21 protein-coding genes and 2 tRNA genes are annotated in these 22,220 nt (G+C 60.7%); 13 read left to right on the top strand and 10 right to left on the bottom strand.

Features of this window, described 5'->3' with window-relative positions; translation table 11 throughout:
- Window positions 1–29: 29 nt before the first annotated feature.
- The 5 genes from ACUIAD_RS04255 to ACUIAD_RS04235 all read right to left on the bottom strand — a co-directional run bounded on the left by ACUIAD_RS04255 (window position 30) and on the right by ACUIAD_RS04235 (window position 5,197).
- Window positions 30–773 carry a ribonuclease HII gene (locus ACUIAD_RS04255; RefSeq protein WP_445342869.1) on the bottom strand — a complete coding sequence of 248 codons (744 nt, stop codon included), beginning with the start codon at window positions 771–773 and terminating at the stop codon, window positions 30–32.
- Window positions 745–1,509, bottom strand: coding sequence for a signal peptidase I (lepB, locus tag ACUIAD_RS04250; protein ID WP_445342868.1), 765 nt, complete (start codon window positions 1,507–1,509; stop codon window positions 745–747). The genes ACUIAD_RS04255 and lepB overlap by 29 nt, the downstream gene beginning before the upstream one ends.
- Before the next feature lie 145 nt (window positions 1,510–1,654).
- The gene (gene rplS, locus ACUIAD_RS04245) at window positions 1,655–2,026 is read right to left on the bottom strand and encodes a 50S ribosomal protein L19 (protein ID WP_110451689.1); all 372 of its coding nucleotides are present in this window, start codon (window positions 2,024–2,026) and stop codon (window positions 1,655–1,657) included.
- A gap of 220 nt (window positions 2,027–2,246) precedes the next feature.
- Window positions 2,247–3,944 (bottom strand): glucose-6-phosphate isomerase, encoded by a 1,698-nt coding sequence (gene pgi / locus ACUIAD_RS04240; RefSeq protein WP_445342867.1) that lies wholly within the window; start codon window positions 3,942–3,944, stop codon window positions 2,247–2,249.
- A 128-nt stretch (window positions 3,945–4,072) separates the two neighbouring features.
- Entirely contained in the window at window positions 4,073–5,197 is a 1,125-nt protein-coding gene (locus tag ACUIAD_RS04235; RefSeq protein ID WP_445342866.1) for a mannose-1-phosphate guanylyltransferase, read from the bottom strand.
- 120 nt (window positions 5,198–5,317) lie between these two features.
- Between ACUIAD_RS04235 and ACUIAD_RS04230 the strand changes: the two genes are divergently transcribed.
- Window positions 5,318–5,390, top strand: a tRNA-Thr gene (locus ACUIAD_RS04230).
- A gap of 39 nt (window positions 5,391–5,429) precedes the next feature.
- Window positions 5,430–5,510 (top strand) — tRNA-Leu (locus ACUIAD_RS04225).
- Between the two features lie 78 nt (window positions 5,511–5,588).
- On the opposite strand, the gene ACUIAD_RS04220 is transcribed toward ACUIAD_RS04225, so the two are convergent.
- The 4 genes from ACUIAD_RS04220 to ACUIAD_RS04205 all read right to left on the bottom strand — a co-directional run bounded on the left by ACUIAD_RS04220 (window position 5,589) and on the right by ACUIAD_RS04205 (window position 10,942).
- On the bottom strand, window positions 5,589–8,414 hold the full coding sequence (locus ACUIAD_RS04220) for a hypothetical protein (protein WP_445342865.1): 2,826 nt from the start codon (window positions 8,412–8,414) through the stop codon (window positions 5,589–5,591).
- Between the two features lie 333 nt (window positions 8,415–8,747).
- Window positions 8,748–9,437: an RdgB/HAM1 family non-canonical purine NTP pyrophosphatase gene (gene rdgB / locus ACUIAD_RS04215; RefSeq protein ID WP_110451685.1), complete on the bottom strand. Its 690-nt coding sequence runs from the start codon at window positions 9,435–9,437 to the stop codon at window positions 8,748–8,750.
- A gap of 35 nt (window positions 9,438–9,472) precedes the next feature.
- On the bottom strand, window positions 9,473–10,237 hold the full coding sequence (rph, locus tag ACUIAD_RS04210) for a ribonuclease PH (protein WP_110451684.1): 765 nt from the start codon (window positions 10,235–10,237) through the stop codon (window positions 9,473–9,475).
- Window positions 10,238–10,303: 66 nt separating this feature from the next.
- The gene (locus ACUIAD_RS04205) at window positions 10,304–10,942 is read right to left on the bottom strand and encodes a Pr6Pr family membrane protein (RefSeq protein ID WP_445342864.1); all 639 of its coding nucleotides are present in this window, start codon (window positions 10,940–10,942) and stop codon (window positions 10,304–10,306) included.
- A 107-nt stretch (window positions 10,943–11,049) separates the two neighbouring features.
- Between ACUIAD_RS04205 and ACUIAD_RS04200 the strand changes: the two genes are divergently transcribed.
- On the top strand, window positions 11,050–12,396 hold the full coding sequence (locus ACUIAD_RS04200; protein ID WP_110451682.1) for a nicotinate phosphoribosyltransferase: 1,347 nt from the start codon (window positions 11,050–11,052) through the stop codon (window positions 12,394–12,396).
- Complete coding sequence (locus ACUIAD_RS04195) at window positions 12,396–13,415, top strand: aldo/keto reductase (RefSeq protein WP_110451681.1); 1,020 nt, start codon at window positions 12,396–12,398, stop codon at window positions 13,413–13,415. The genes ACUIAD_RS04200 and ACUIAD_RS04195 overlap by 1 nt, the downstream gene beginning before the upstream one ends.
- Before the next feature lie 15 nt (window positions 13,416–13,430).
- Here ACUIAD_RS04195 and ACUIAD_RS04190 read toward each other — a convergent pair whose 3' ends face one another.
- Window positions 13,431–13,742, bottom strand: a complete 312-nt coding sequence (locus ACUIAD_RS04190) for a DUF3039 domain-containing protein (protein WP_110451787.1) — start codon at window positions 13,740–13,742, stop codon at window positions 13,431–13,433.
- Window positions 13,743–13,804: 62 nt separating this feature from the next.
- On the opposite strand from ACUIAD_RS04190, the gene coaD reads away from it, so the two are divergent.
- From coaD to ACUIAD_RS04145, 9 genes are all read left to right on the top strand, one after another.
- The gene (gene coaD / locus ACUIAD_RS04185) at window positions 13,805–14,314 is read left to right on the top strand and encodes a pantetheine-phosphate adenylyltransferase (protein WP_445342863.1); all 510 of its coding nucleotides are present in this window, start codon (window positions 13,805–13,807) and stop codon (window positions 14,312–14,314) included.
- A complete protein-coding gene (locus tag ACUIAD_RS04180; protein ID WP_258333104.1) occupies window positions 14,314–15,003 on the top strand; it encodes a cell division protein in 690 nt (229 codons plus the stop codon). Before coaD ends, ACUIAD_RS04180 begins: the two co-directional genes overlap by 1 nt.
- On the top strand, window positions 15,000–15,620 hold the full coding sequence (locus ACUIAD_RS04175) for a YceD family protein (RefSeq protein WP_445342862.1): 621 nt from the start codon (window positions 15,000–15,002) through the stop codon (window positions 15,618–15,620). The genes ACUIAD_RS04180 and ACUIAD_RS04175 overlap by 4 nt, the downstream gene beginning before the upstream one ends.
- A 64-nt stretch (window positions 15,621–15,684) precedes the next feature.
- On the top strand, window positions 15,685–15,879 hold the full coding sequence (rpmF, locus tag ACUIAD_RS04170; RefSeq protein WP_110451677.1) for a 50S ribosomal protein L32: 195 nt from the start codon (window positions 15,685–15,687) through the stop codon (window positions 15,877–15,879).
- Between the two features lie 142 nt (window positions 15,880–16,021).
- Window positions 16,022–16,783, top strand: a complete 762-nt coding sequence (gene rnc / locus ACUIAD_RS04165) for a ribonuclease III (RefSeq protein WP_110451786.1) — start codon at window positions 16,022–16,024, stop codon at window positions 16,781–16,783.
- Between the two features lie 216 nt (window positions 16,784–16,999).
- Complete coding sequence (locus tag ACUIAD_RS04160) at window positions 17,000–18,940, top strand: acetolactate synthase large subunit (protein ID WP_445342861.1); 1,941 nt, start codon at window positions 17,000–17,002, stop codon at window positions 18,938–18,940.
- Between the two features lie 14 nt (window positions 18,941–18,954).
- On the top strand, window positions 18,955–19,509 hold the full coding sequence (gene ilvN / locus ACUIAD_RS04155; protein WP_110451675.1) for an acetolactate synthase small subunit: 555 nt from the start codon (window positions 18,955–18,957) through the stop codon (window positions 19,507–19,509).
- A gap of 30 nt (window positions 19,510–19,539) precedes the next feature.
- Window positions 19,540–20,199, top strand: a complete 660-nt coding sequence (locus ACUIAD_RS04150) for a sugar O-acetyltransferase (protein WP_445342860.1) — start codon at window positions 19,540–19,542, stop codon at window positions 20,197–20,199.
- Window positions 20,200–20,255: 56 nt separating this feature from the next.
- Window positions 20,256–22,220, top strand: coding sequence for an ATP-binding cassette domain-containing protein (locus tag ACUIAD_RS04145; RefSeq protein ID WP_445343768.1), 1,965 nt, complete (start codon window positions 20,256–20,258; stop codon window positions 22,218–22,220).

Here is a 22,220-nt window from a genome sequence, read left to right as displayed (position 1 = left end):
TCCCGATAGCCGTGTCGACCGTTCCGATATTAGCCTCTGTCAGGACCGGATGAAGGCAGATGCCAGCTGACCCGGTGCAGGCGGCTAGGCCCCAGACAGCGAATGGCCTCCAGGTGTGCTGGCGACCCGTAGCCCTTGTTATGCTCCCAATGGTAGGGGGCCAAGGCAGGATCCGAGGCGGCCAGCCGGACCATAAGATCATCACGGGTGACCTTGGCGATGACCGCCGCACAAGCCACACTGGCGCAGTGGACATCACCCTTGACCTGGGTGGAAACCTTGGGCAGAGCCGGAAGATCGGGGGCGTCAAAACTGTCGGCGGCCGGGGTGATGTAGTCATGGGGACCGTCAAGGATGGCAGCCAGGCGGCAATCCGGCCCTAGAGCCATCCCATGCTCCAGCTCGACCAACGCACGCAGGGCAGCAATGCCCAAAGCATGGACAATGCCCCACTGGTCGATCTCATGGTTGGAACAGGATCCCACCGCCCAGCCGGCAGCCCAGTCCTCCAGGTCACGGTACATGGCCAGCCGACGCGCAGGTGTCAGCATCTTGGAATCCGCCACCCCGGCAGGGACGTTCAAATGAGGCAAGTCGGCGGATCGTATCGCCACCACGCCGACCATGGCCGGACCCGCCAGAGCCCCGCGGCCGACCTCGTCCAGGCCCAGCACATACTCGGCTCCCTGGCTCGCTAGAGCGATCTCGGTAGCCAAGGTCGGCAGGATCCTCCGCACAGTCGTCTCAGCCCTGACTAGGCTCGGGCACGGCATTGAAAACCTTGTGCTGGTTGTTGAGCAGCTTCCAGCTGCCCACAGGGTAATAGGTCAGCAGTGCTGTGCCCTTGATGTTCTCCATGGGGACCAGCCCATGGTGGCCGTCCTCCTTGTGAAAGCGTGAATCAGCGGAGTTGGAGCGATTGTCGCCCATGACAAAGACATACCCAGGATCGACTTTGATCCTGAAGGGGAAGGAGCTGGGCTCTACGCCCGGGCGCAGATAGGAGCTCTCGTCGACAGCTACGCCATTGACGGTGACCGGGGCGCCATGACCCTTGCAGGCCACCGTGTCGCCGGGCATGCCGATAAGGCGCTTGACCAGGTGATTGCCACCGAAGCTGGGCTTGGATTCATCACCCAGCCAGTCGGCAGGGTCAGTGAAGACCACCACATCCCCGCGGCGAGGGGACACCATGGATCTGGTCAGCCTGTGGGTGGTCAGGATCCTGTCCCCGATGCCCAGGGTATTCTCCATGGAGCCGGAGGGGATGATGTAGATGCTGAACAAAAAGACACGCAGGATGACAACGACGACCACCAAGACCAGCAGCTCGAACAGGAATTCGGGCAGGAAGCCACGCTCGCCAAGTCGCGGGTGACTGCTCTTGGTGGAGTCGCGCCCATCGCCGAGGTCCAGGGCATGACGGGGTGGCACCGGGGCTGAGGTAGCCTGCTTGCCATCCGGATACCAGAGTCCTGACGGGGTCGTTTCCTCGTCCCGAAAGGCCATATTCACTCCTTGTCATCCCTCGAAACCCGCAGGCAAGTAGGCTCCTCATGCCTCATAGCGTACACACTCAAGCATAGAAAAACCCGGGAGAATTGCATCCCGGGTGTCTGCGGCCAAGCCTGGGCTGAATCGCCTTGGTCGAATTCTACTTGGCAGCCTCAGCCTTGTTGTCGCGCCGCTCGACGATGCGGGCGGCCTTGCCGTGCAGTCCGCGCAGATAGTAGAGCTTGGCACGGCGGACGCGGCCGTGACGCAGCACCTTGATGGAGTCGATCTGCGGGGAGTGCAGGGGGAAGCGACGCTCGACGCCCACGCCGAAGCTGACCTTGCGCACCAGGATGGTCTCGCGCACGCCGGAGCCCTGGCGAGCGATCACCACGCCCGTGAAAGCCTGGATACGGGAATTGTTGCCCTCAGTGATGTTGACGTTGACCTCGACGGTGTCGCCGGGGCGGAAGTCGGGGATCTGCTCCGCAGGCTTCATGTGGCTGGCGTCAAATTCCTGAATCGCGTTCATGCTGTTCCTCCATGGCCGCCGCACATCGACCCATGACATGGACCGCACCCCCAAAGGAGGCGATCCTGGACGAACCCGACGGTCTGCCGTCGGGGGTGCCGATCCGCCGGAGCATCCGGCTGGACCTGAAAGGAAGGGAGCCCATGCGGCAACTGCCCTTCCGGCAAACAACTGTCCAATAATATACCACCAAGCGGACCTGCAGTGGCCCGGCACGACATCAGCGGCGGTGGGCCCTGTAGAAGGCGATCAGGGACTTAGTGGACTGATCCTGATCGGCCAGCGCCTGATCATCCCGGGAGATGGCCGGCGTGATCTCGCGGGCCAGCTTCTTGCCCAGCTCAACTCCCCACTGGTCGAAGGAATCGATGCCCCAGACCGTGCCCTCGGTCAGCGTGATGTGCTCGTAAAGGGCGATCAGCTCGCCCAGGGCCGCCGGGGTCAGCGCATCGCCGAAAACGGAGGTGGTCGGCCTGTTGCCGGTGAAGACCCGGGCCGGGACGATGGCCTCGGGAGTGCCCTCGGCGCGGACCTCATCGGCGGTCTTGCCGAAAGCCAATGCCTTGGTCTGGGCCAGGAAGTTCGCCAGGAAGAGCTCGTGCACGTCCTGGTCGCCATCCTTGGCTGGATTGGGGGTATTGGCAAAGGCGATGAAGTCAGCGGGGATCAGACGAGTGCCTTGGTGAATCAGCTGGTAGAAGGCATGCTGGCCGTTGGTGCCGGGCTCGCCCCAGAAGATCTCGCCGGTCAGGCTGGTCACCGGCGTACCGTCCCAGCGCACGGACTTGCCGTTGGACTCCATGGTCAGCTGCTGCAGGTAGGCCGGGAAGCGGTGCAGATACTGGTCGTAGGGCAGCACGGCGTGCGAATGGGCGCCGAAGAAGTTGACGTACCAGACGTTGAGCAGACCCATCAGGGCTACCACGTTTCGATCCAGAGGGGTAGCGCGGAAGTAGCGGTCGACAGTGTTGAAGCCCTTGAGGAACTCCTCGAAGCGCTCCGGGCCGATGGTGATAGCCAGGGAGGTGCCCACGGCGGAATCCACCGAGTACCGGCCGCCAACCCAGTTCCAGAAGCCGAAGACGTTGTTTGGATCGATGCCGAAGTCACGCACCTTGTCCAGTGCAGTCGAAACGGCGATGAAGTGTCGGCGAATGGCTTCGGCCGAGCGGTCCTCGCCACCCTCGGACAGCAGACCGCGCTCAGCCAGGCTCTTCAGGAGCCAGGCGCGGGCTTGGCGGGCATTGGTCAGGGTCTCCAGTGTAGTGAAGGTCTTGGAAACGATGATGAAGAGCGTGGTCTCCGGATCCAGATCGCGTGTCTTCTCGGCCAGATCATTGGGATCGATGTTGGAGATGTAGCGCGCACTGATGCCTGCATCCGCATAGGGTTTCAGGGCCTCGTAGGCCATGACCGGGCCAAGGTCAGAGCCGCCGATGCCGATGTTGACCACAGTGGTGATCCGCTTGCCGGTCAGACCGGTCCAGCTTCCTGAGCGGACCTGGTCGGCAAAGGCGTAGATGCGCCTGAGGGTGTCACGGACATCGCCCACCACATCCTGGCCATCCACAATCAGACGACCACGGTCCTCCTCGGGCCGGCGCAAGGCTGTGTGCAGAACAGCCCTGTCCTCGGTATTGTTGATGTGCTCACCGGTGAACATGGCCTCGATCCGCTCTTCAAGACCGACCTCGCGGCCCAGCTGAGCCAACAAGGACAGGGTTTCGGGCTGGATCAGATTCTTGGACAGGTCGATATAGAGATCGCCCAGCTCGAAGCTGAGCTTTTCGGTGCGCTGCGGATCCTTGGCGAACCATGCGCGAAGATCGATCCCTTGACGCTGCATGTCGTCGAAGTGCTGGTGCAAGGCTGCCCAGGCCTTGGTGCTGGTAGCGTCCACTGGAGGATTGATGGCCATGGTTGTTCGGGTCCTTTCCTGACGTGATGCCGGGTCTGACGAGCACCCGGTTCTGTACCCCAAACTACTCACAAAAGCAGACAGAAGACAACAAAATCGGTCAATATTGTTTGACGGCTGGATTGTTTTCAGAGTATGTCGTCACGGCCGTACTGGGCCAGCTTGGCTACCATGTCCTTGACCTCTTGGCTCCGGGCCCGAGGGGCCACCAAAAGAGCGTCGGGAGTGTCGACGACGATCATGTCATCCACGCCTAGAAGGGCGACCGTGCGCTGGGCGCCGGGCACGACCATATCTCCAGCGGAATCCAGATACATGACCCGGTCGGCATCCCCCAGAATCTTGATGTTGCGTCTATTGGACGACGGAAGCAGACCTGCCACTGAATTGAAGTCACCGATGTCGTCCCAGTCGAACCCCCCAGGCACCACAGCCACGCCGCCAGCCGCCGATAGCGGCTCGGCTACGGCATAGTCGAAGGCGATCTTCTCGATGCCTGGCCAGTGCTCCTCCATGGCCTGGCTGCGGACACGCTCATCCCGGTCCCAGACCCGGGCGATGGCCATGACCTCGGCGTGAAGCTCCGGCTTGTAACGACTCAGACAGTCCAGGAGCACCTGCGCTTGCATGACGAACATGCCGGCATTCCATCGGTACTCCCCTGTTGACAGGTAAGCCTGTGCTGTAGAGGCATCCGGCTTCTCGACGAATTCGCTGACCAGGCGGGCATCCGGGGCCCCGGGAATGCGATCAGCCAGGGAGGGTCCTTGGTGAATGTAGCCGAAGGCGGTGGACGGACGGGAGGCGGCGATGCCGATGGTGGTCACATAGCCTGCTCTGGCCGCAGCCACCGCCTGGCCCACCGAAAAAGCAAAGGCGCGGTCGTCTCGAATGACGTGGTCGGCGGCGAAGGAGCCAACGATGATCTCTCCGCCGTGCCGCTGGGCCAGCACGGCAGTCGCCAGCGCTATGGCCGCCATGGAATCGCGAGGAACAGGTTCGGCGAAGAGCGCGTCCTCAGCCAAATCCGGAAGCTGTTGACGAACCTGGTCCACATGTCGCTGTCCGGTGGAGACGACCACATGATCAGTCCCGCAGATGCCAGCCAGCCGGTCAAAGGTGCCCTGAATCATTGTTTTGCCTGACCCCAGCAGGTCGTAGAGGAACTTTGGCCGGTCCTGGCGGCTCAATGGCCAAAGCCGGGTGCCCACGCCACCGGCCGGAATGACGGCATAGAAATCATCGAGATCCATGCTTTCATTGTGTCAAGAAGCTTGTACACCCATGACTGAAAGCCAAGGCGTTTTTATCTCGTGCATCCAGTATGATGTAGCATGTTGTCTTCATCCGGCGGGTCCGGGCAGGAGGCCAAGGCCACTTTAGCTCAGTTGGCAGAGCGTCTCACTCGTAATGAGAAGGTCGACAGTTCGATTCTGTCAAGTGGCTCTTTCACCAGTTCCTTCGGACCGGTAAGGTATGTCGTACGCGCGAGTGGCGTAATGGTAGCCGCGCAGGATTTAGGTTCCTGTGTCTTCGGACGTGTGGGTTCGAGTCCCATCTCGCGCACAGGATTTACAAGCAAGGTCCGCTCTCCTCATGCGAACTTCATGAGGTGAGGACAGACCTTGCGTTATTCCGTCAGAATCAGTATCGGCTCTCCTGTTTGTTCCTTAGACAGGCGACAAACCCGGCCAGTCCGAGCACCAGCATCAGCAGGATCTTGAGCGCGGAAAGCGGCCATCCTCCAGCGAAGGGCAGAGAGGAGATGATTGGCCGGGATTCCAGCGTGTAGGACTTCAGAGCTGACTCGTTTCCGCCCCGGAAGTTGCCGCTCGCGGAATCGGTGCTTTCAGCATCATCAGAAGGAACCTGAACGGTGAGCACCCCCTGCTTTATGCCTTCAGGCGGACTCGTCTGCCATGAGCCCTGGTCTCCCACGGTGACGTCCGTGCTGGTATTGTCTGGCCAGACTATATGGACCACGGTGCCTTTGGTCTCAGGAACCTTCTTGCTTCCGTTGACATATTTATATGCTTTGCCGGCTACCTGGGCGACATCGAACCGCGACAAGGACAGGGTGGTAGGAGTGATATCGACCTTTCGGTTGATCAAGGCAGGATCTGAGGAGACATTCATCGGATTGATCAGCACAACCCGGAAGGCGTACTTTTCCGTTTGGTCGTCGCCGTTATAGCCATTGAATTTGTCAACAGGTATGTTCAGCGTCCAGGACCAGGTGGACGCTGCCGTCTTTACCACCTTCAATACAGAGCGTGATGCAGGATCCGTATATGTAGACGAGGCATTGATCGCTGAATTCCTCTGGAAGGTGCCGATTGGAGTGGTCACCAGGCTGGTCCAGTCTGAAGCTGCATTCTGCTTCATGGAGATGGCCATGCTGGAATCGGCCATTCCCAGTTTTCCTGAGGTCCAGGCTGTATTTATAGGTGACACCTCCCCTTTGAAGGAGACGACCGAGTTTGCCGGCAGATTCCCGTTTTTCGTATGAGGCACTGTGACAGAGAGATTGTCCCCAGGCGCCTTCTCATTGGAGACGAAATAGGCTGTTTTTATGTTCGAGAAGAACGAAGTCAGCCCGAACCCGGAGGCGGTTTCGGTCACCCAGGCGTGGTATCGCCTGTACCTGTTGTACTTGTTGCCTGGATCGGGCGACGGATATTGTGCATTGTCATCCTGTATCTGCCAGGATCCTCCCTGTTTGCTCGTGGAATCGGGCTTGCATTCAGTCTCTCCCAGTTTGAATCCCCAGGAGTCCGAGTTTTTCACCAAGTCCTCGCCGTTCTGGCCCTGCCCCTCCTTGAAAGCATTATTGGGATCCTCGCCGTAAAGCGTGACCTTATTGGGACGAGCGGTGTCATTGGAGGGAGTGCACTCACCACTGACTACAGGATTGAGCTTGCTGGTATAGACGCTTCCTGAGGGATCCCAAGGACTGTTGACGCCATTCTCGACACTGGTGATAGTCGGATCACTGGGACGAGGCACATCAAACTTATAGAAGGCAGTGTCAATCGTCCACCCTGTGTCCAGATTCCTGACCTTTTGGGCATCATCCATATTGTCCGTTATGCCGGCAAGGCCCACATTCATAGGGTTGTATACTTCAGGATTGACCGTGCAGTTGTTGCTGGTCCCGGTGTCATTCATATTCCTGGTCACAGGCCAGGTAACCAGCTTGAAGTACCCGTCGAAGCCTTCTTGCTCCTTGATGCGCTTGAAATCGATTGATCCGTCTTTTGCTTGCGGACCCGTAGGATTTGCCGCGTTCACGTTCAGCTCGTTTGCCGGACCTGTCGCCGGCTGCGCTATATTCGAGGACTGAACGCCGGAGTTATCGGGGTTGTTGGTTGCCACATTGTATTGAATGCCCCAGGAGGTTGTCATTCGGTTGTTCTGGCTGATTTGTTGTTTATTGCCTACCAGTACGGGCTTAGGGGTCAAGGAATCGACGGGCATCCACTGGCTGTTTTTAAGACCAACCCACTGGTAGTAGTAGGAATCGGTCTTGGAGCATGTATTGCTCCCGCCGCGGACATTGAACCAAAAGACGAAGAAGGATTTAGGCGGTGCCACCCCTGGACTATAGGGTTGGCTTTGATTGTTGCCCAGATCAACTGAAAGCCCATAATCAGTTACCAGGCCCCAATTGGCCTGATGACCGCTCCATAGCGGCGGATAATTGTCCCAGCCGACAAAGGAGGCAGGCCCGCTGCAGCGATTCGGATCGCTGGCGTAGCAATCGCCCATATACAGTTTTATGTTTTTCCCCTGATCTGCAGTGATATTGGAAACCGTATCGCCTAAACCGGTCAAGGATTCAGCATGAAAGTCAGTGCAATCATTGTCACCGTAAGCCCACTGGGAAGAGCCGCAGGTCAAGGTGTTCTGCGGACCAACAACCGCATAGAGGTTGAGCGGCTGAGGATATCCCCCCGTCTGATAATATTGCGGGTTGTCGTTTTTGTCCCCATACGACAAATCTCCCTCTATGGAGATTACCAAAAAGTCATAGAGACCAGAGTTGATCACCTTATGGACCGTAAAATACTCATCCTGGTTATAGGCCCATTTCACTGCACCGGCGCTAGGGTTGGCAATAGTGGTTGGATTATTGGGATCACTGCTGTCCGACGGTATGGTCTGCATATAGCGCAGTCGCCGATAGTGCGTTTTATTGGTCTCTCCCTCAAATTCGTAGAAGAAGGACAAAGTGCAGGATTGCGTTCCATAAGCAGAGGAATCGTCCCCATTTTGACATTGCGGATCGAAGGCGCGGTGTTTCACACGCAGGACAAAGTCCATACGCAGCTCATCCTGATAGGAATCGATCTTGTCGTTATATGCCAGAAGTTTATAGAGAACAGGCTTTGCACTTGCCGTTTCGCCTTGCCCATCTGCGGCACTGGCCTGATTGGCCGACAAAGCGCTGAGCCCCAACGGAACAACCATAGCAAGCGTCGCCAGAAGGGTTGTCAGAGCAGCGATGATCGAGCGGCCCGCATGTACTGCGCCCCGACCTCTCCGTTCTTGCAATCGCCTCAATACGTTACCCCCCGAATCACAAGAAGACCATCATCAAGATCAGATGAACCGCATACTTGATTTGTCCAAAATGCAGGCCAACCAACTGCAGAGCTCAAGTATCAGATCTTGACTTATGATGTCTTCTTTTCCCTTTACATGATTCAAGAGTACCGAAACTGAAAGCATGATCGGGGATTCAGATGGGGGTGTTTCACAACTGGTGCTTCGCGGCCGTTTGCAGTTCTTCATCCGCCAGGCCTATGAGACTTTGATATGGTCTTTTCCCAGCACCCAGCTGATGAGAACGGGCATGATGGCCGCCAATGCCTTGCCCCTGTGCGATATGGCGTTCTTCTGGTCTGAGGTCATTTCCGCCGTGGTCAGCAGTTGCTGTTTGCCGCTGCCCTGCGGCTGATCCCTCGGTACGAAGATCGGGTCATAGCCGAACCCGTTTTCCCCTCGTGGCTGGCGGATGATGCTCCCGGGCATCTCGCCGATCCTGGTCATCTGACGCCCTCGGACGGCGTACCCTGGCACGTCCGGGACGACCAGAGCGGCAGCACAGACAAACCGCCCTCCCCTGTGGTCGTCAGGAATGTCTTGAAGCTGGTTCAGCAAGAGGTCCATGTTGGCCTGGTCGTCGCCGTGGCGGCCGCTCCATCGTGCCGAGAGGATCCCCGGAGCGGCGCCCATCACATCAACGACCAGCCCTGAGTCGTCCGCCAGCGCGGGCAGGCCTGATCCCCGGGCGGCCTGCTCCGCCTTGAGAAGAGCATTCTCCTGAAAGGTGGCGCCGGTCTCCACCGGATCGGGCAGGCCCAGCTGGCCGGCTGAAACCAGTTCAATCCTCCGCCCCTCATCAGCCAGGAGGTCGTCAAGTATGCGACGAAGCTCACGCAGTTTGCCCTCGTTATGCGTGGCCACAACCACTTTTCTGGTCTGCCCCATGCTGATCCTCCTCGCTGAAATGCCTGCCCCGGGCATCAGTCGGTTGCCAGAGCCTTGCGCTGAACAGCCTGGAGCTCCTTGTTCCCCTTGGAGGCCAGGTCCAGCAAAAGGCCCAGCTCCTGCCGACTGAACGGACGATGCTCCGCTGTTCCCTGTACCTCTATGAAGTCGCCGGCTCCCGTCATGGACACGTTCATATCGGTCATGGCTCGGCTGTCCTCCAGATAGGGGAGGTCGAGCATGGGCTTGCCATCGATGATGCCCACTGAGACAGCCGAAACACAATCCCTGATCACCTTGTCGGCGTTGCGGATGTGATGATGGTCCTGGGCCCATCTGAGGGCATCGACCATGGCCACATAAGCGCCGGTTACCGAGGCTGTACGGGTCCCGCCATCGGCCTGAAGCACGTCGCAGTCCAGCTGGATCTGATTCTCGCCTAAGGCCTTCATATCCACCACGCCGCGCAGACAGCGGCCTATCAGCCGGCTGATCTCCTGGGTGCGGCCGCCGACCTTTCCCCGGACGGACTCGCGCGCAGTTCGGTCGCTGGTGGCCCTGGGAAGCATGGCGTACTCGGCCGTGACCCAGCCCAGACCTGAGTCCTTGCGCCAACGGGGCAAGGTCGGCGTGAAAGAAGCCGTGCACATGACCCGAGTCTTGCCGCACTCGATCAGCACCGATCCCTCGGGAGCCTCCGTCCAGTGCCTGGTAATGACGACCGGTCGCAACTCATCAGCCGCCCTGCCGTCAGGTCGCAGCACGGCACCCTCCTGAAGCATGTCCTTGATAGCAACCATCAGCGATGATCCTTTCTCGTTCCATCCAGGCTTGCCTGGTCTGGCCCCTATTATTCCGCCAGCTGTCTACCTATCGATGGTCAGCGGTGTCTTGGCCGGCAGGATGCGATCGATCAGGAAGATGACCAGTGAGAGGGCAAAGAAGACCACTAGGTACTCAGCCATGTTGATCATCAACTGTGCCCAGCCGAGGTGCCCGAGGTCCAGGAAGGCATAGGGGTACGGATCGCCGTCTGGCTGCGGTCCTGAATGAGGCCAGATGGCGGCGCGGATCAGCACGAAGGCCACGTAGAAGGGGAAATAGATCAGCCAGGTCAGCACGTTATGCCAGCGGAAGCGGCGATGGGGATCGAACAGAAGGAAGTCGACGGAAGCCATGATGGGACTGATGACGTGAATCATCAACGTAGTCCGGACGCCCAGGACCAGCTTGTAGTCCGTGCTGTTCAAACCCAGGACCAGAAGGGCCACCAGACCGGTGATGACGATGTAGAGCGTCAGGCAGCCTTTGAGCCAGGCGGGGGGCTGGATGCCCCTGAGCAGGGTGGCCGCACCAGCCCAGAGCATGACCAGGCCCAGGGCAATGTTGGTCTGGAAGGTAAAATAGACCCACTTGTTGCCGATCCCCAGCAGCCAGGCCTCGTAGGTGCCGCCCAGGCAGAAGAAGGCGATCAGCAATCGGTAGATGCCCACGACGAATCTCATGCGGACCAGCTTAGCCCGACCTTGAGAGGGCAGGGCAAGCCAAGCAGTCAGCAGAGGATTAGACTTGGGGCTAACCAAGGGCTTTTTCCACCTACAAAGGGGAAGATATGAACGCCGAAAACAATAGTGAGAACAGCGGAGCATCTACGGCTCTGATGACCGACATGTACGAATACACCATGCTGGATGCAGCCCTGCAGGACGGTACGGCCAGGCGCCGATCCGTCTTTGAAGTCTACACCCGACACCTGCCTGCGGGACGCCGCTATGGAGTGGTGGCAGGCACCGGACGCATTCTGGATGCACTGGCGAATTTCCACCCCAGCGAGGAGGAGCTTCGCTTCCTGTCCGACCGCCGCATCGTCAGTCCTACCACCATCGACTGGCTGGAGCACTTCCGCTTCACCGGGACCATCCGCGGCTACCGTGAGGGCGAGATATTCTTCCCCGACTCCCCTATTCTGCAGGTCGAAGGCGGCTTCGGCGAATGTACACTGCTGGAGACCCTGATCCTTTCCATACTCAACTACGATTCAGCCGTGGCCTCGGCCGCCTCTCGCATGGTCACCGCGGCCAAGGGCCGGCCATGCATGGACATGGGCGCGCGCCGGGCCAACGAATACGCGGCCGTGGCTGCAGCCAGAGCGGCCATAGTAGGCGGATTCCAAGGGACATCAAACCTGCTGGCGGCCAAGCAATACGGCTTCAAGGCCATCGGAACCGCAGCCCACTCCTTCACCCTCCTGCATGACAGCGAGCGCGAGGCCTTCCAGGGGCAGATCCAGGCCCTTGGCAAGGGGACCACCCTGCTGACCGACACCTATTCCATCGAGGAGGCCGTCAGGACGGCCGTCGAGGTGGCGGGACCGGAGCTGGGCGGAGTGCGTATCGACTCCGGAGATCTAGGCTCGCTGGCCCAGCAGGTCCGTGCCCAGCTGGACTCCTTGGGAGCCACCAAGGCTACCATCACCGTCACCAACGACCTGGACGAGTACGCCATAGCCTCCCTGCAGGACGCCCCGGTGGACTCTTACGGAGTGGGCACCATGCTGGTCACCGGCTCGGGAGCCCCAACCTGTGCCATGGTCTACAAGCTGACCGAGCGCGAGAACTCCAACGGGAACATGGAGGCCGTAGCCAAGAAGTCGGCAGGCAAGGCCTCGGTGCCAGGACGCAAGCTGGCCTACCGTTCCTACCACAACGGGGTGGCCGATGCTGAGCATGTGATCTCGGGCGCCGAGAAGGCTCTGGCCGCCTATGCACCCGAGCAGGATTGGCGGGATCTGCTGGTCACCTACGTGGACCATGGTCAGAGCATGCCAGGTTACCAAGGGGGGCAGGCCGTCCTGGATGCCCGAGAGCACAGGGCCAAGGCCCTTGAGGAGCTGCCCATCAACGCCCTGAGCCTGATGAAGGGCGAACCGGTCCTGCCCACCCTGGTCAGGAGCATCTGATGAGCGCGCAATCCGAAACCTACCTGCCCGACCCGAACCGGTACGATTCCACAACCTACCGGCGCTGTGGCTGCAGCGGCCTGAAACTGCCGCCCATCTGCCTGGGCTGCTGGCACAACTTCGGCGACGCCACGCCACTGGAACGGATGCAGGAGCTGTGCACGACGGCCTTCGATCACGGCATCACCCACTTCGATCTGGCCGACAACTACGGCCCAGGACCGGGTGCTGCCGAGCGCAACATGGGGATCATTCTGCGGCGGTGCTTCAGCCACCACCGCCAGGAGCTGGTCATCTCCACCAAGGCCGGATATGAAATGTGGCCTGGTCCTTACGGGAACCTCGGCTCGCGCAAGCATCTCCTGTCCGGATTGGACCAAAGCCTGAAACGGCTGGGACTGGAATATGTGGACATCTTCTACCACCACCGCCCCGACCCGGATACGCCTCTGGAGGAGACCATGGGCGCCCTGGCCCAGGCGGTTACCAGCGGCAAGGCCCTCTACCTGGGACTGTCCAACTACGACGGGCCGACCATGAAACGGGCCTCGGCCATCCTGACCGAGATGCACGTTCCCTTCGTCATCAACCAAAACCGCTATTCCATCTTCGACAGAACCATTGAGGATAACGGTCTCAAAGAGGCCGCAATGAAGGAAAGAAAGGGGCTGATTACCTTCAGTCCGCTGGCCCAGGGGCTGCTGACCGACCGCTATTTGCATGGGATACCCGAGGACAGCCGAATTCGGGCCGACGGTCGTTTCCTCAAGGAGTCTGCGCTGACTCCTCAGCGGTTGAGGCAGATTCAGGCTCTGAACGACCTGGCATGCCAACGCGGCCAAAGTCTGGCTGAGATGGCCCTGGCCTGGCTGCTCAGGGACCCGGCTGTCACTTCAGTGCTCATCGGCGCCTCCAAGCCCCAGCAGATCATCGACAACCTCAAGGCCGTCCAGTCGGCCGATTTCAGCCAGGAGGAGCTGAAAACGATCGACAGGATCGCCGTGGACCGCCAGTCCTGAAGCAGACTGGACAGCTCAGTGGCTGCCGCCGGTCATCTGTTCGTAGATGCGCTTGCAGTCCGGGCAGACCGGGTACTGGGATGGGTCGTGCTTGGGCACCCAGACCTTGCCGCAGAGGGCCACGACGGGTCGACCGGTCAGTTTGGACTCGGCGATGCGCTCACGGGAGACGTAGTGGGCGAACCTATCGGCATCGCCCTGGTCATCCAGACGGGTCTTCTCGGCGGTCTCCGTGTCCGGACGGTCCAGAACGGCTGTGCCAGTGCTCTGGTCAGGGTTCTGCTCCCGCTCTGGATCCTCCATGCGATTGCTTTTGCTTCCAGTCATGACATCCATGGTACGGCGGCAACCTCCACGTTCGCTCCCTATGACGCGCTACGCTGAGAAGCATGACTATCGCTGTATGCCCTGGCTCATACGATCCGGTTACCTCCGGCCACATGGATGTGATTGAACGCTGCGCCTGTTTCTTTGAGACGGTTCACGTAGTTGTGGCCGTGAACGCCGCTAAGACCCCTATGTTCAGCGAGCAGGAGCGGGTGGCTATGATCCGCCATGCCCTGGACCAGGACGGATACCCGAACATCACCGTAACCTCGACCGACGGCTTGATCACCGACTACTGCCGTCAGGTTGGAGCCTCGGTGATCGTCAAGGGACTGCGGCAGAACGGGGACTATGAGGCCGAGCTGGGCATGGCCCTGGTCAATCGCAAGCTGTCCGGGGTGGAAACGCTCTTCCTGCCGGCCGACCCGATGCGGGAGCATATCTCCAGCACCATCGTCAAGGACGTGGCTAGGCACGGAGGAGACATCACCGGCATGGTCCCCAACAGCGTCGTGGACGCGCTGACCAGCACATTGCACAAGGACATACTGCACACGGAAAAGAGCCAATAATGAACGAGCAGGCCCAGGAAAAGGACGATGACGAGCCTATCGATGACTCGACCAGAGCGGGCGGCCCCAGGCGCACAGTCGATATGAAGGACTTGCCCGATCTGCAGGAGGATCGGAGCGACAGCAGGAATCCCCGATCGGAATTCACCACCGTCTATGACATCATCGACAAGATCCAGGCCATGCTAGATGAGGCCAAGGCCCCCATTTTCAGTCCGGAGCTGGTCAAGGTGGATCGAGACGAGCTGACCGATGACCTCAACGAACTCAAGAAAATGCTGCCAGTGCAGCTGGAGCGGGCCTCGGCGCTCATGAGGGAGGCTGAACGTCGGCTAAACACGGCGCAGACTCAAGCCAACGCCACCGTATCCGACGCCCAGAGTCGGGCTGCAGACATCGTCAAAGAGGCCGGCGAACAGGCCCGCTTCCTAGCCGGTCAGGAGAACGTAGTGGCCATAGCTCGGCAGAAGGCCCAGACCATCATCGACACGGCCCAGGCTCAGGCAGACCGTCTGGTCCAGGGGGCCAACGGATATGCAGACCAAGTCATGGGCGAGCTTGACACTCAGCTGAACAAGATGAGCCAGGATGTGCGTGCCGGCCTGGAGGTTCTCCACCAGCGTGAGCAGGAAGCGGCGCGTAGCATGAACGCGTCAGCCTCTGACGAGGGAAAGGAGACACGGGAATGAGCAGACCGGAGGATTCCCCCTGGGCGGTTTCAGTGGCCCAGGTGTCGACGCGAGCAGGACAAAGCACCCGGGTAGATCGTGATTTTCCAGCCCCGGAGGGCATCGGCGACCAGGTGGTGGGCATCCCTGCAGGAACACCCGTGCATGTAGCTGGCAACATCGACTCCTTGGTGGATGGACTCTTGCTGCAGGCCCACATCAGCGCGCCCCTGAAGACGGAATGCACCCGCTGCCTGAGACCCGTAAATACCAGCATTCAGGACGATCCGGTGGTCTTCTTCCCCTACAAGGAACCCGAACCGGAGCCAACCCATGGCAAGGAGGAGATCCTGGCCGATCAGGAGGAGGCCAGCGGTCAGACCTACCCGCTAGCCACGGGGGGTGCCTTCATGGATCTGGAGGCCCTGCTGCGCGACACCCTGGTGGAGTCTCTCCCCCTGCAGCCCTTGTGCCGACCAGACTGCCGAGGCCTGTGCCCCCAGTGCGGCATGGATCTTAATGACCATCCTGACCATCGCCACGAGATGCTGGATGACCGCTGGGCGGCCCTGGAGGGGCTGAAACAGCGTCTGGAGCAGGAGGAGAACCCCGGCAGCAACGGCCAGACTGGCGAATGACCGGAGGTTGCGGTAGACTGCTCTACGCTTAAGCTCGAAGTATTCGATCGAAACAGAGGACAATATGGCACTGCCAAAGTACAAGACCTCGCGCGCCAACACCCATTCCCGGCGCGCCAACTGGAAGACCCAGGCCGCCGCTACGGTGACCTGCCCCAACTGCGGAGCTCCTGCGCTGCCGCATATGGCGTGCCCCAGCTGCGGCACGTATCGTGGGCGCGTCTACCGTGACGCAATTCGTTCGCAGTTCAGCAAGTAAGCCAATCGGCGATCAGCACGCAATGAGGGAACCCCGGCCATCGACGGGTGGCAGGGGTTTTTCCATATCATCAGGCGGAAAGGCCGAGAAAGCGAGAAGGGCCATGCAGACAGGGCACTCCAGGAAGGACTATGACAAACATATGCAGCAGGACGAACAGGGGCAGCTGGACCCCGGCAACCAGGCGGCCGAGGAGCTCTTCCAGGCCCTGGGCGGCAGGATCAGCCCGGAGCTGCTGGTGCATGCCCTGACCCATCGCTCCTTCGCCCATGAACACCCGGGAATGCCCAATAATGAGCGGCTGGAGTTCCTGGGCGATGCTGTTCTGGAACTGGTGGCCACCGAGACCCTATACAAGGTTCATCCCGACATGACCGAGGGCCAGCTGGCCAAGATGCGGGCCAAGGCGGTCTCCGAGGAGGCCCTGTCGGCTATCGCGCGGGAGAAGCTGCACCTGGGTCAGTATATTCTTCTGGGCCGGGGAGAGAGCGAAAACGGCGGGGCCGACAAGGACTCCATACTTTGCGACACCGTCGAATCCCTGATCGGCTCAGTCTTTCTGGAACACGGCATCGAGGGAGCCCGGGCCACCGTCCATACCCTTCTTGACGACACCCTGGCCGAGGTAGCCACCGAGGGGCCGGCACTCGATTGGAAAACCTCGATCACGGTCAAGGCCCACCAGCTGGACTTAGGCGAACCCCGGTACACCATGGCGGTCTCCGGGCCGGAATACGCCCAGGTCTTCACCGCAGAGCTGCGACTGCAGGACGGCGGGACCGTGATTGGCAAGGGCCGAGCCAGCAGCAAGCGAAAAGCCCAACTGGCTGCTGCAGCCCAGGGGTGGAAGCAACTGGACGACCAGGAACTGCTTGCGACCCTGCACGCCGAGCAAACCTCCTGAGGCCCTGGCTGGAATTCCGGCATACGGTACTGCGGCAGCACTCCGACCAGACCCTTGTTTAGACTATGGGCATAACCGGGGGCCTGCCGTCACGAACGGTTCAGGTGCCTCCTCCTGATCGGGATTCGTCCGCCTACCTCGCCGACGCTCCCACAGGTTCGTATTTCGACATGCACGGCCGCAGGTCGGCGCGCAGTCTGGAGGTCGAGAGGAAACATGAGTCTGCCGACACCTCTGCAAGCGTTCAGCTCGGTACCCAAGAACTGGAACCATGACGACAAGGATGTCCCTGCCCAGGGCGAATCCATGACGGGAGCCCAGGCACTGATTCGGTCCCTGGAGGATCTTGGGGTCACCCAGGTCTTCGGGGTTCCGGGAGGGGCCATTCTGCCCACCTACGACGCCATCGACGACCAGGTGCGCTTCAACTTCACGTTAGTCCGCCACGAGCAGGCCGCTGGCCACGCAGCCGAGGGCTACGCCGTCTCCACGGGCAAGGTCGGAGTCTGCCTGGTGACCTCCGGACCCGGAGCGACCAACATGGTCACCCCCATAGCCGATGCCATGATGGACTCGGTCCCCCTGGTAGTGGTGACCGGACAGGTGGGCGTGGACTCCATCGGCACCGACGCCTTCCAGGAGGCCGACATCGTGGGCATCACCTACCCGGTGGCCAAACACTCCTATCTGGTGACCAAGGCCCAGGACATCCCCCGGGTCATGACCGAGGCCTACCACATCGCCAGCTCGGGAAGACCCGGCCCGGTGGTGGTGGACCTGAGCAAGACAGCCCAGAACGGCAAAATGCTCTACTCCTGGCCGCAGGAGATGATCCTGCCCGGCTACAACCCGGTGACGCGGGCACACGGGCACGTCCTGGACGATGCCGCCCGGCTCCTGGTCCAGTCGCACAGGCCCGTCCTCTATGTGGGCGGCGGCGCAGTCCGGTCAGACGCCCGTCGGCAGGTCCAGGAACTAGTTCGAGCTACTGGTGCCCCCATGGTCACCACGCTGCCGGCACGAGGCATCGTGCCTGACTCCGATCCAGCTGTTCTCGGAATGCCCGGCATGCACGGCACGGTAGCCGCCAACGGAGCCATCCAGCACTCCGACCTGCTGGTGGCCGTGGGCGCGCGTTTCGACGACAGAGTGACCGGCAGCCTGGAGGACTTCGCCCCGGTGGCCCGAGTCATCCACATCGACATCGATCCGGCTGAGATCAGCAAGAACCGACAGGCGGACGTGCCCATCGTCGGTGACGTGGGCCAGGTGCTGGACGATCTGATCCCAGCGCTCAAGGCAGCCCAGCGCACCTTGGGCAAGCCCGACCTCAAGCCCTGGTGGCGGCTGATCGACGGCTGGCGGCACGACTACCCCACCACCTTCGAGCCCAGCCCGGACGGCACCCTGGCCCCCCAGTGGGTGGTCCAGACCCTGAGCAACAAGGCCGATCCCAACACGATCTGGGTATCCGGCGTAGGTCAGCACCAGATGTGGGCCAGTCAGTTCATCGACTTCGAACGCACCCGCTCCTGGGTCTCCTCCTGCGGGCTAGGGACCATGGGCTACGGTCTTCCCGCCGCCATCGGCACGGCCATCGGCACCAGAGAACAGGAGGATCCGAGGTCCGTCTGGCTGATCGACGGGGACGGCTCCTTCCAGATGACCTCCGAGGAACTGGCCACGGCCAGACAGGCGGGACTGCCTATCCGCATCGCCATACTCAACAACTCGGTCTACGGCATGGTCCGCCAGTGGCAGACTCTCTTCTATGGCAGCCACTACTCCCAGACCAGCCTGGAGGACGGCGGCGCAAAGCCCACAGACGGCAACGGCGTCCCCGACTTCGTCAAGCTTGCCGAGGCCTATGGCTGCATAGGACTGCGAGCCTTTACACAGGAGCAGGCCCTGGAGGCCATCGACCAGGCCAACGCAGTGACCGACCGACCAGTCCTGATCGATTTCCGCGTCTGGAAGGACGCCATGGTCTGGCCCATGGTCCCTGCTGGCGCATCCAACGACACCATCATCTACAAGCCAGGCGTGCAACCCCTGGCGGGCATCCGTCCGGAGCAGGAACAGCCGGAGCCGCATGAGCAGACCGGAGCCGACCGGGCAGCCATGGCCAACGACGCCGCCGGTCGCATGAACAAGTAGAAAAGGGACAGCACATGGCCAATTATCCAGCATCCAAGCCCGGCTCCGAAAGGCACACCCTTTCCGTTCTGGTTGAGAACCGCCCCGGCGTTCTGGCCAGGGTGGCCGGTCTGTTCGCTCGACGCGCCTTCAACATCAACTCTCTATCCGTCTCATCCACCGAACGGGACGACATCTCCAGAATCACGGTCACGGCAGACGTGGAGGCCGTGCCCCTGGAGCAGATCATCAAGCAGCTCAACAAGCTTCTGCATGTGCTCAAGATCGTCGAGCTCAAGGGCGACGAGGCCGTGGAACGCGAGCTGGTCATGATCAAGGTCAAGGCCAATGAACACAACCGGTCCGATGTACTGGAGATCGTCAAGCTCTTCCGCGTGCGCGTAGTCGACGTACACCCCGAGTCCCTGACGATCGAGGCCACCGGGGCCGAGGGCAAGCTGGAAGCCCTTCTGAGACTGCTGCATCCCTTTGGAATCATCGAACTAGTCCGTTCGGGCGCCGTGGCTGTCACGCGCGGTCCCCGGGCCCTGAGCGAGAAGGTGCTAGGCTCCCAGATCACTGGCCGCTGACGAATTTTTAAATCATGGAAAGCGGTACGCATGACTGACGATGTGACGGCGGGAATGAGCCGAACAGGCAGGGTCGAATGGGAGCGGATGGTATCCGGCCAGGTCTATCAGGACACCCATCCCGACATCGATCGCCAAAGGGAACGGGCTGAAAACCTCTTTCTGGCATACAACAGGACGGGCCCTGGGCAGAAGCAGGAACGCCGACGGATCCTGGAAGACCTGCTCGGTCAGATGGGGCAGGACGTCGTCATCAATCCGGACTTCAGATGCGAGGTGGGCTGCAACATACGGATCGGCAGCCAGACGCTCATCAACTACGGTGCTGTCATGTTGGACAACGCTCCGATCACCATAGGCAGGAACGTGTGGATAGGCCCCGGCGCAGGACTCTTCTGCACCAACCATGCTCTGGACTATGAGGAGCGAAAGGCTGGAGCCTGCCAGGCCCGACCCATCGAGATATGCCAGGGTGCCTGGCTGGGCGGACACGTAGTCGTCCTGGGAGGAGTGCGGATTGGCCTTGGAGCCGTCATCGGAGCAGGGTCTGTCGTGACCCATGACATACCGGATCAGGTAGTCGCGGTCGGCAACCCTTGCACTATCCTGCGGCCTATCACCGGTGCGGACAGAACCGGTTATCTGGACAGAATTCGTCAGCGGGACCAGGAGACCGGCCAAGACCAATAAGCACCTGAAAAGCCCGCAGCTCATTCCATCCAAGGCTGGCGGTAAATTGAGGAATCATGCCCATCTATGATCTCGGTCTGGAACACGTCGCTCTATCCTTCGCCACCAAAACCATCTTTACGGATGTGACGCAGGGCATCTTCGAGGGTGATCGGATCGGCATCGTGGGTCGAAACGGCGACGGCAAGTCCACCCTGCTGCACCTGCTGAAAGGCACCCAGGAACCCGATCAGGGCCGGGTGACCATGCGCAATGGACTCACCTTCGGCATGCTGGACCAGCGTGATCCTTTGCATGACGAGGACACGGTCCGCAAGGCAGCCTTGGAGAATCGTCAAGACTACGAATGGGCCGCTGACCCCAGATCCCGCGAAATCGTCGAGTCCCTTCTGGGCGGCATGGAGCTGGAGGCCAAGGTGGGCACCCTGTCAGGCGGTCAGCGCCGCAGAGTGGACCTGGCACGGCTGCTGCTTCAGGATTGGGACATCCTGGCCCTGGATGAGCCGACCAATCATCTCGACCTGCTCACCATCCACTGGCTGGCCGAGCATCTGAAGAACCGCTGGGCCAAGAATTCCGGAGCCCTCCTGCTGGTCACCCACGACCGCTGGTTCCTGGACGAGGTCTGCACCTCCATGTGGGAGGTGCATGATGGAACCATCGACCCCTTCGAGGGCGGCTACAGCGCTTACATGCTCCAACGTGTGGAGCGCGAGCGCCAAGCGGATCTGGCTGAGACCAAGCGCCGCAACCTGGCCCGCAAGGAACTGGCTTGGCTGACCCGAGGAGCACGTGCCCGCTCGACCAAGCAGAAATTCCATGTCAAGGCCGCGCAGGAGCTGATCGCCGACGTGCCGCCCATGCGCAACAGCCTGGAACTCAAGCGGATGGCCACATCACGCCTGGGCAAGCAGGTGGTGGACCTGGTCGACGTGACCAAGATCTACCCAAGGTCCGACTCTGACGCCAGTGGCAGCAAGGACGACCGGGTCCCCTCCCCTCATGCCGAGCGCTCTCTGATGGGCTCGGTGACCGTGGCCGCCGATCCTGGCAGGGAAGATGGGGACAGTCAGGACCGCCCAGGCACTGCGGCAGCCGACACCCTCACCATCAGCGGACACAAGGTCCTGGACGACGTGACCTGGCTGATCGGCCCTGGCGACCGATTCGGCATCGTAGGCGCCAACGGAGCGGGCAAGTCAACCCTGCTGGGTCTGATCGACGGCAGCGTGGCTCCCACGGCAGGATACGTCAAGGTGGGCAAGACCGTCCGCTTCGCGGTGCTGACCCAGCGTCTGGATGAGCTGGAGAAACTCGGCCGCTATCGGATCAAGGAGGTCCTCAGCCGCTACAAGCCCACCTATCTGGTGGAAGGCAAAGAGGTGTCACCAGGTCAGCTGATGGAGCGTCTGGGCTTCGAAAGCTCCCAGCTGATGACCAGGATCAGCGACCTGTCTGGCGGACAAAAGCGCCGCATGCAGCTCCTGCTCATCCTGCTGGACGAGCCCAACGTACTGATCATGGACGAGCCAGGCAACGATCTGGATACCGACATGCTGGCCGTCATGGAGGACATGCTGGACTCATGGCCAGGCACCTTGATCGTGGTCTCCCATGATCGATACCTGCTGGAGCGGGTGACCGACCAGCAGTTCGCGCTGGTCAACGGCAAGGTGGTTCATCTGCCGGGCGGCGTCCAAGACTACCTGGATATGGTCGAATCGGCTGATCGGGAGGATGCGGATGCGCCGGGCCGTGCATCAGCCAAAGAGGCCGGGGATTCCAATCAGGCCAAGGCTGAACGTGTTGCCAAACGAAATCTGAGCAAGCAGGCCTCTGCCATCGAACGCAAGCTGGCTAAGCTGGCCGATCAGCGCAAGGATCTCGAACGGCAGATGGCCGAGCACGACCCGGGCGACTACCAGGGTCTTAACGAGCTCAACAGCAAGCTCAAGGATCTGACCGGGCAGTCGGACCAGCTTGAGGAGAAGTGGCTGACCATCGGGGAGGAGCTGGAGTAA

The organism is Bifidobacterium sp. ESL0819 (assembly GCF_052606245.1).
Note: the sequence above shows the minus strand (reverse complement) of the source record. Positions and strands in the feature narration are given on the sequence as shown.

Coding starts and splice junctions, on each gene's coding strand:
- ACUIAD_RS04255 (WP_445342869.1), bottom strand. CDS start 773: ATGCCGTGCCCGAGCCTAGTCAGGGCTGAGACGACTGTGCGGAGGATC.
- lepB (WP_445342868.1), bottom strand. CDS start 1,509: ATGGCCTTTCGGGACGAGGAAACGACCCCGTCAGGACTCTGGTATCCG.
- rplS (WP_110451689.1), bottom strand. CDS start 2,026: ATGAACGCGATTCAGGAATTTGACGCCAGCCACATGAAGCCTGCGGAG.
- pgi (WP_445342867.1), bottom strand. CDS start 3,944: ATGGCCATCAATCCTCCAGTGGACGCTACCAGCACCAAGGCCTGGGCA.
- ACUIAD_RS04235 (WP_445342866.1), bottom strand. CDS start 5,197: ATGGATCTCGATGATTTCTATGCCGTCATTCCGGCCGGTGGCGTGGGC.
- ACUIAD_RS04220 (WP_445342865.1), bottom strand. CDS start 8,414: ATGGTTGTTCCGTTGGGGCTCAGCGCTTTGTCGGCCAATCAGGCCAGT.
- rdgB (WP_110451685.1), bottom strand. CDS start 9,437: ATGGGGCAGACCAGAAAAGTGGTTGTGGCCACGCATAACGAGGGCAAA.
- rph (WP_110451684.1), bottom strand. CDS start 10,237: ATGGTTGCTATCAAGGACATGCTTCAGGAGGGTGCCGTGCTGCGACCT.
- ACUIAD_RS04205 (WP_445342864.1), bottom strand. CDS start 10,942: ATGAGATTCGTCGTGGGCATCTACCGATTGCTGATCGCCTTCTTCTGC.
- ACUIAD_RS04200 (WP_110451682.1), top strand. CDS start 11,050: ATGAACGCCGAAAACAATAGTGAGAACAGCGGAGCATCTACGGCTCTG.
- ACUIAD_RS04195 (WP_110451681.1), top strand. CDS start 12,396: ATGAGCGCGCAATCCGAAACCTACCTGCCCGACCCGAACCGGTACGAT.
- ACUIAD_RS04190 (WP_110451787.1), bottom strand. CDS start 13,742: ATGACTGGAAGCAAAAGCAATCGCATGGAGGATCCAGAGCGGGAGCAG.
- coaD (WP_445342863.1), top strand. CDS start 13,805: ATGACTATCGCTGTATGCCCTGGCTCATACGATCCGGTTACCTCCGGC.
- ACUIAD_RS04180 (WP_258333104.1), top strand. CDS start 14,314: ATGAACGAGCAGGCCCAGGAAAAGGACGATGACGAGCCTATCGATGAC.
- ACUIAD_RS04175 (WP_445342862.1), top strand. CDS start 15,000: ATGAGCAGACCGGAGGATTCCCCCTGGGCGGTTTCAGTGGCCCAGGTG.
- rpmF (WP_110451677.1), top strand. CDS start 15,685: ATGGCACTGCCAAAGTACAAGACCTCGCGCGCCAACACCCATTCCCGG.
- rnc (WP_110451786.1), top strand. CDS start 16,022: ATGCAGCAGGACGAACAGGGGCAGCTGGACCCCGGCAACCAGGCGGCC.
- ACUIAD_RS04160 (WP_445342861.1), top strand. CDS start 17,000: ATGAGTCTGCCGACACCTCTGCAAGCGTTCAGCTCGGTACCCAAGAAC.
- ilvN (WP_110451675.1), top strand. CDS start 18,955: ATGGCCAATTATCCAGCATCCAAGCCCGGCTCCGAAAGGCACACCCTT.
- ACUIAD_RS04150 (WP_445342860.1), top strand. CDS start 19,540: ATGACTGACGATGTGACGGCGGGAATGAGCCGAACAGGCAGGGTCGAA.
- ACUIAD_RS04145 (WP_445343768.1), top strand. CDS start 20,256: ATGCCCATCTATGATCTCGGTCTGGAACACGTCGCTCTATCCTTCGCC.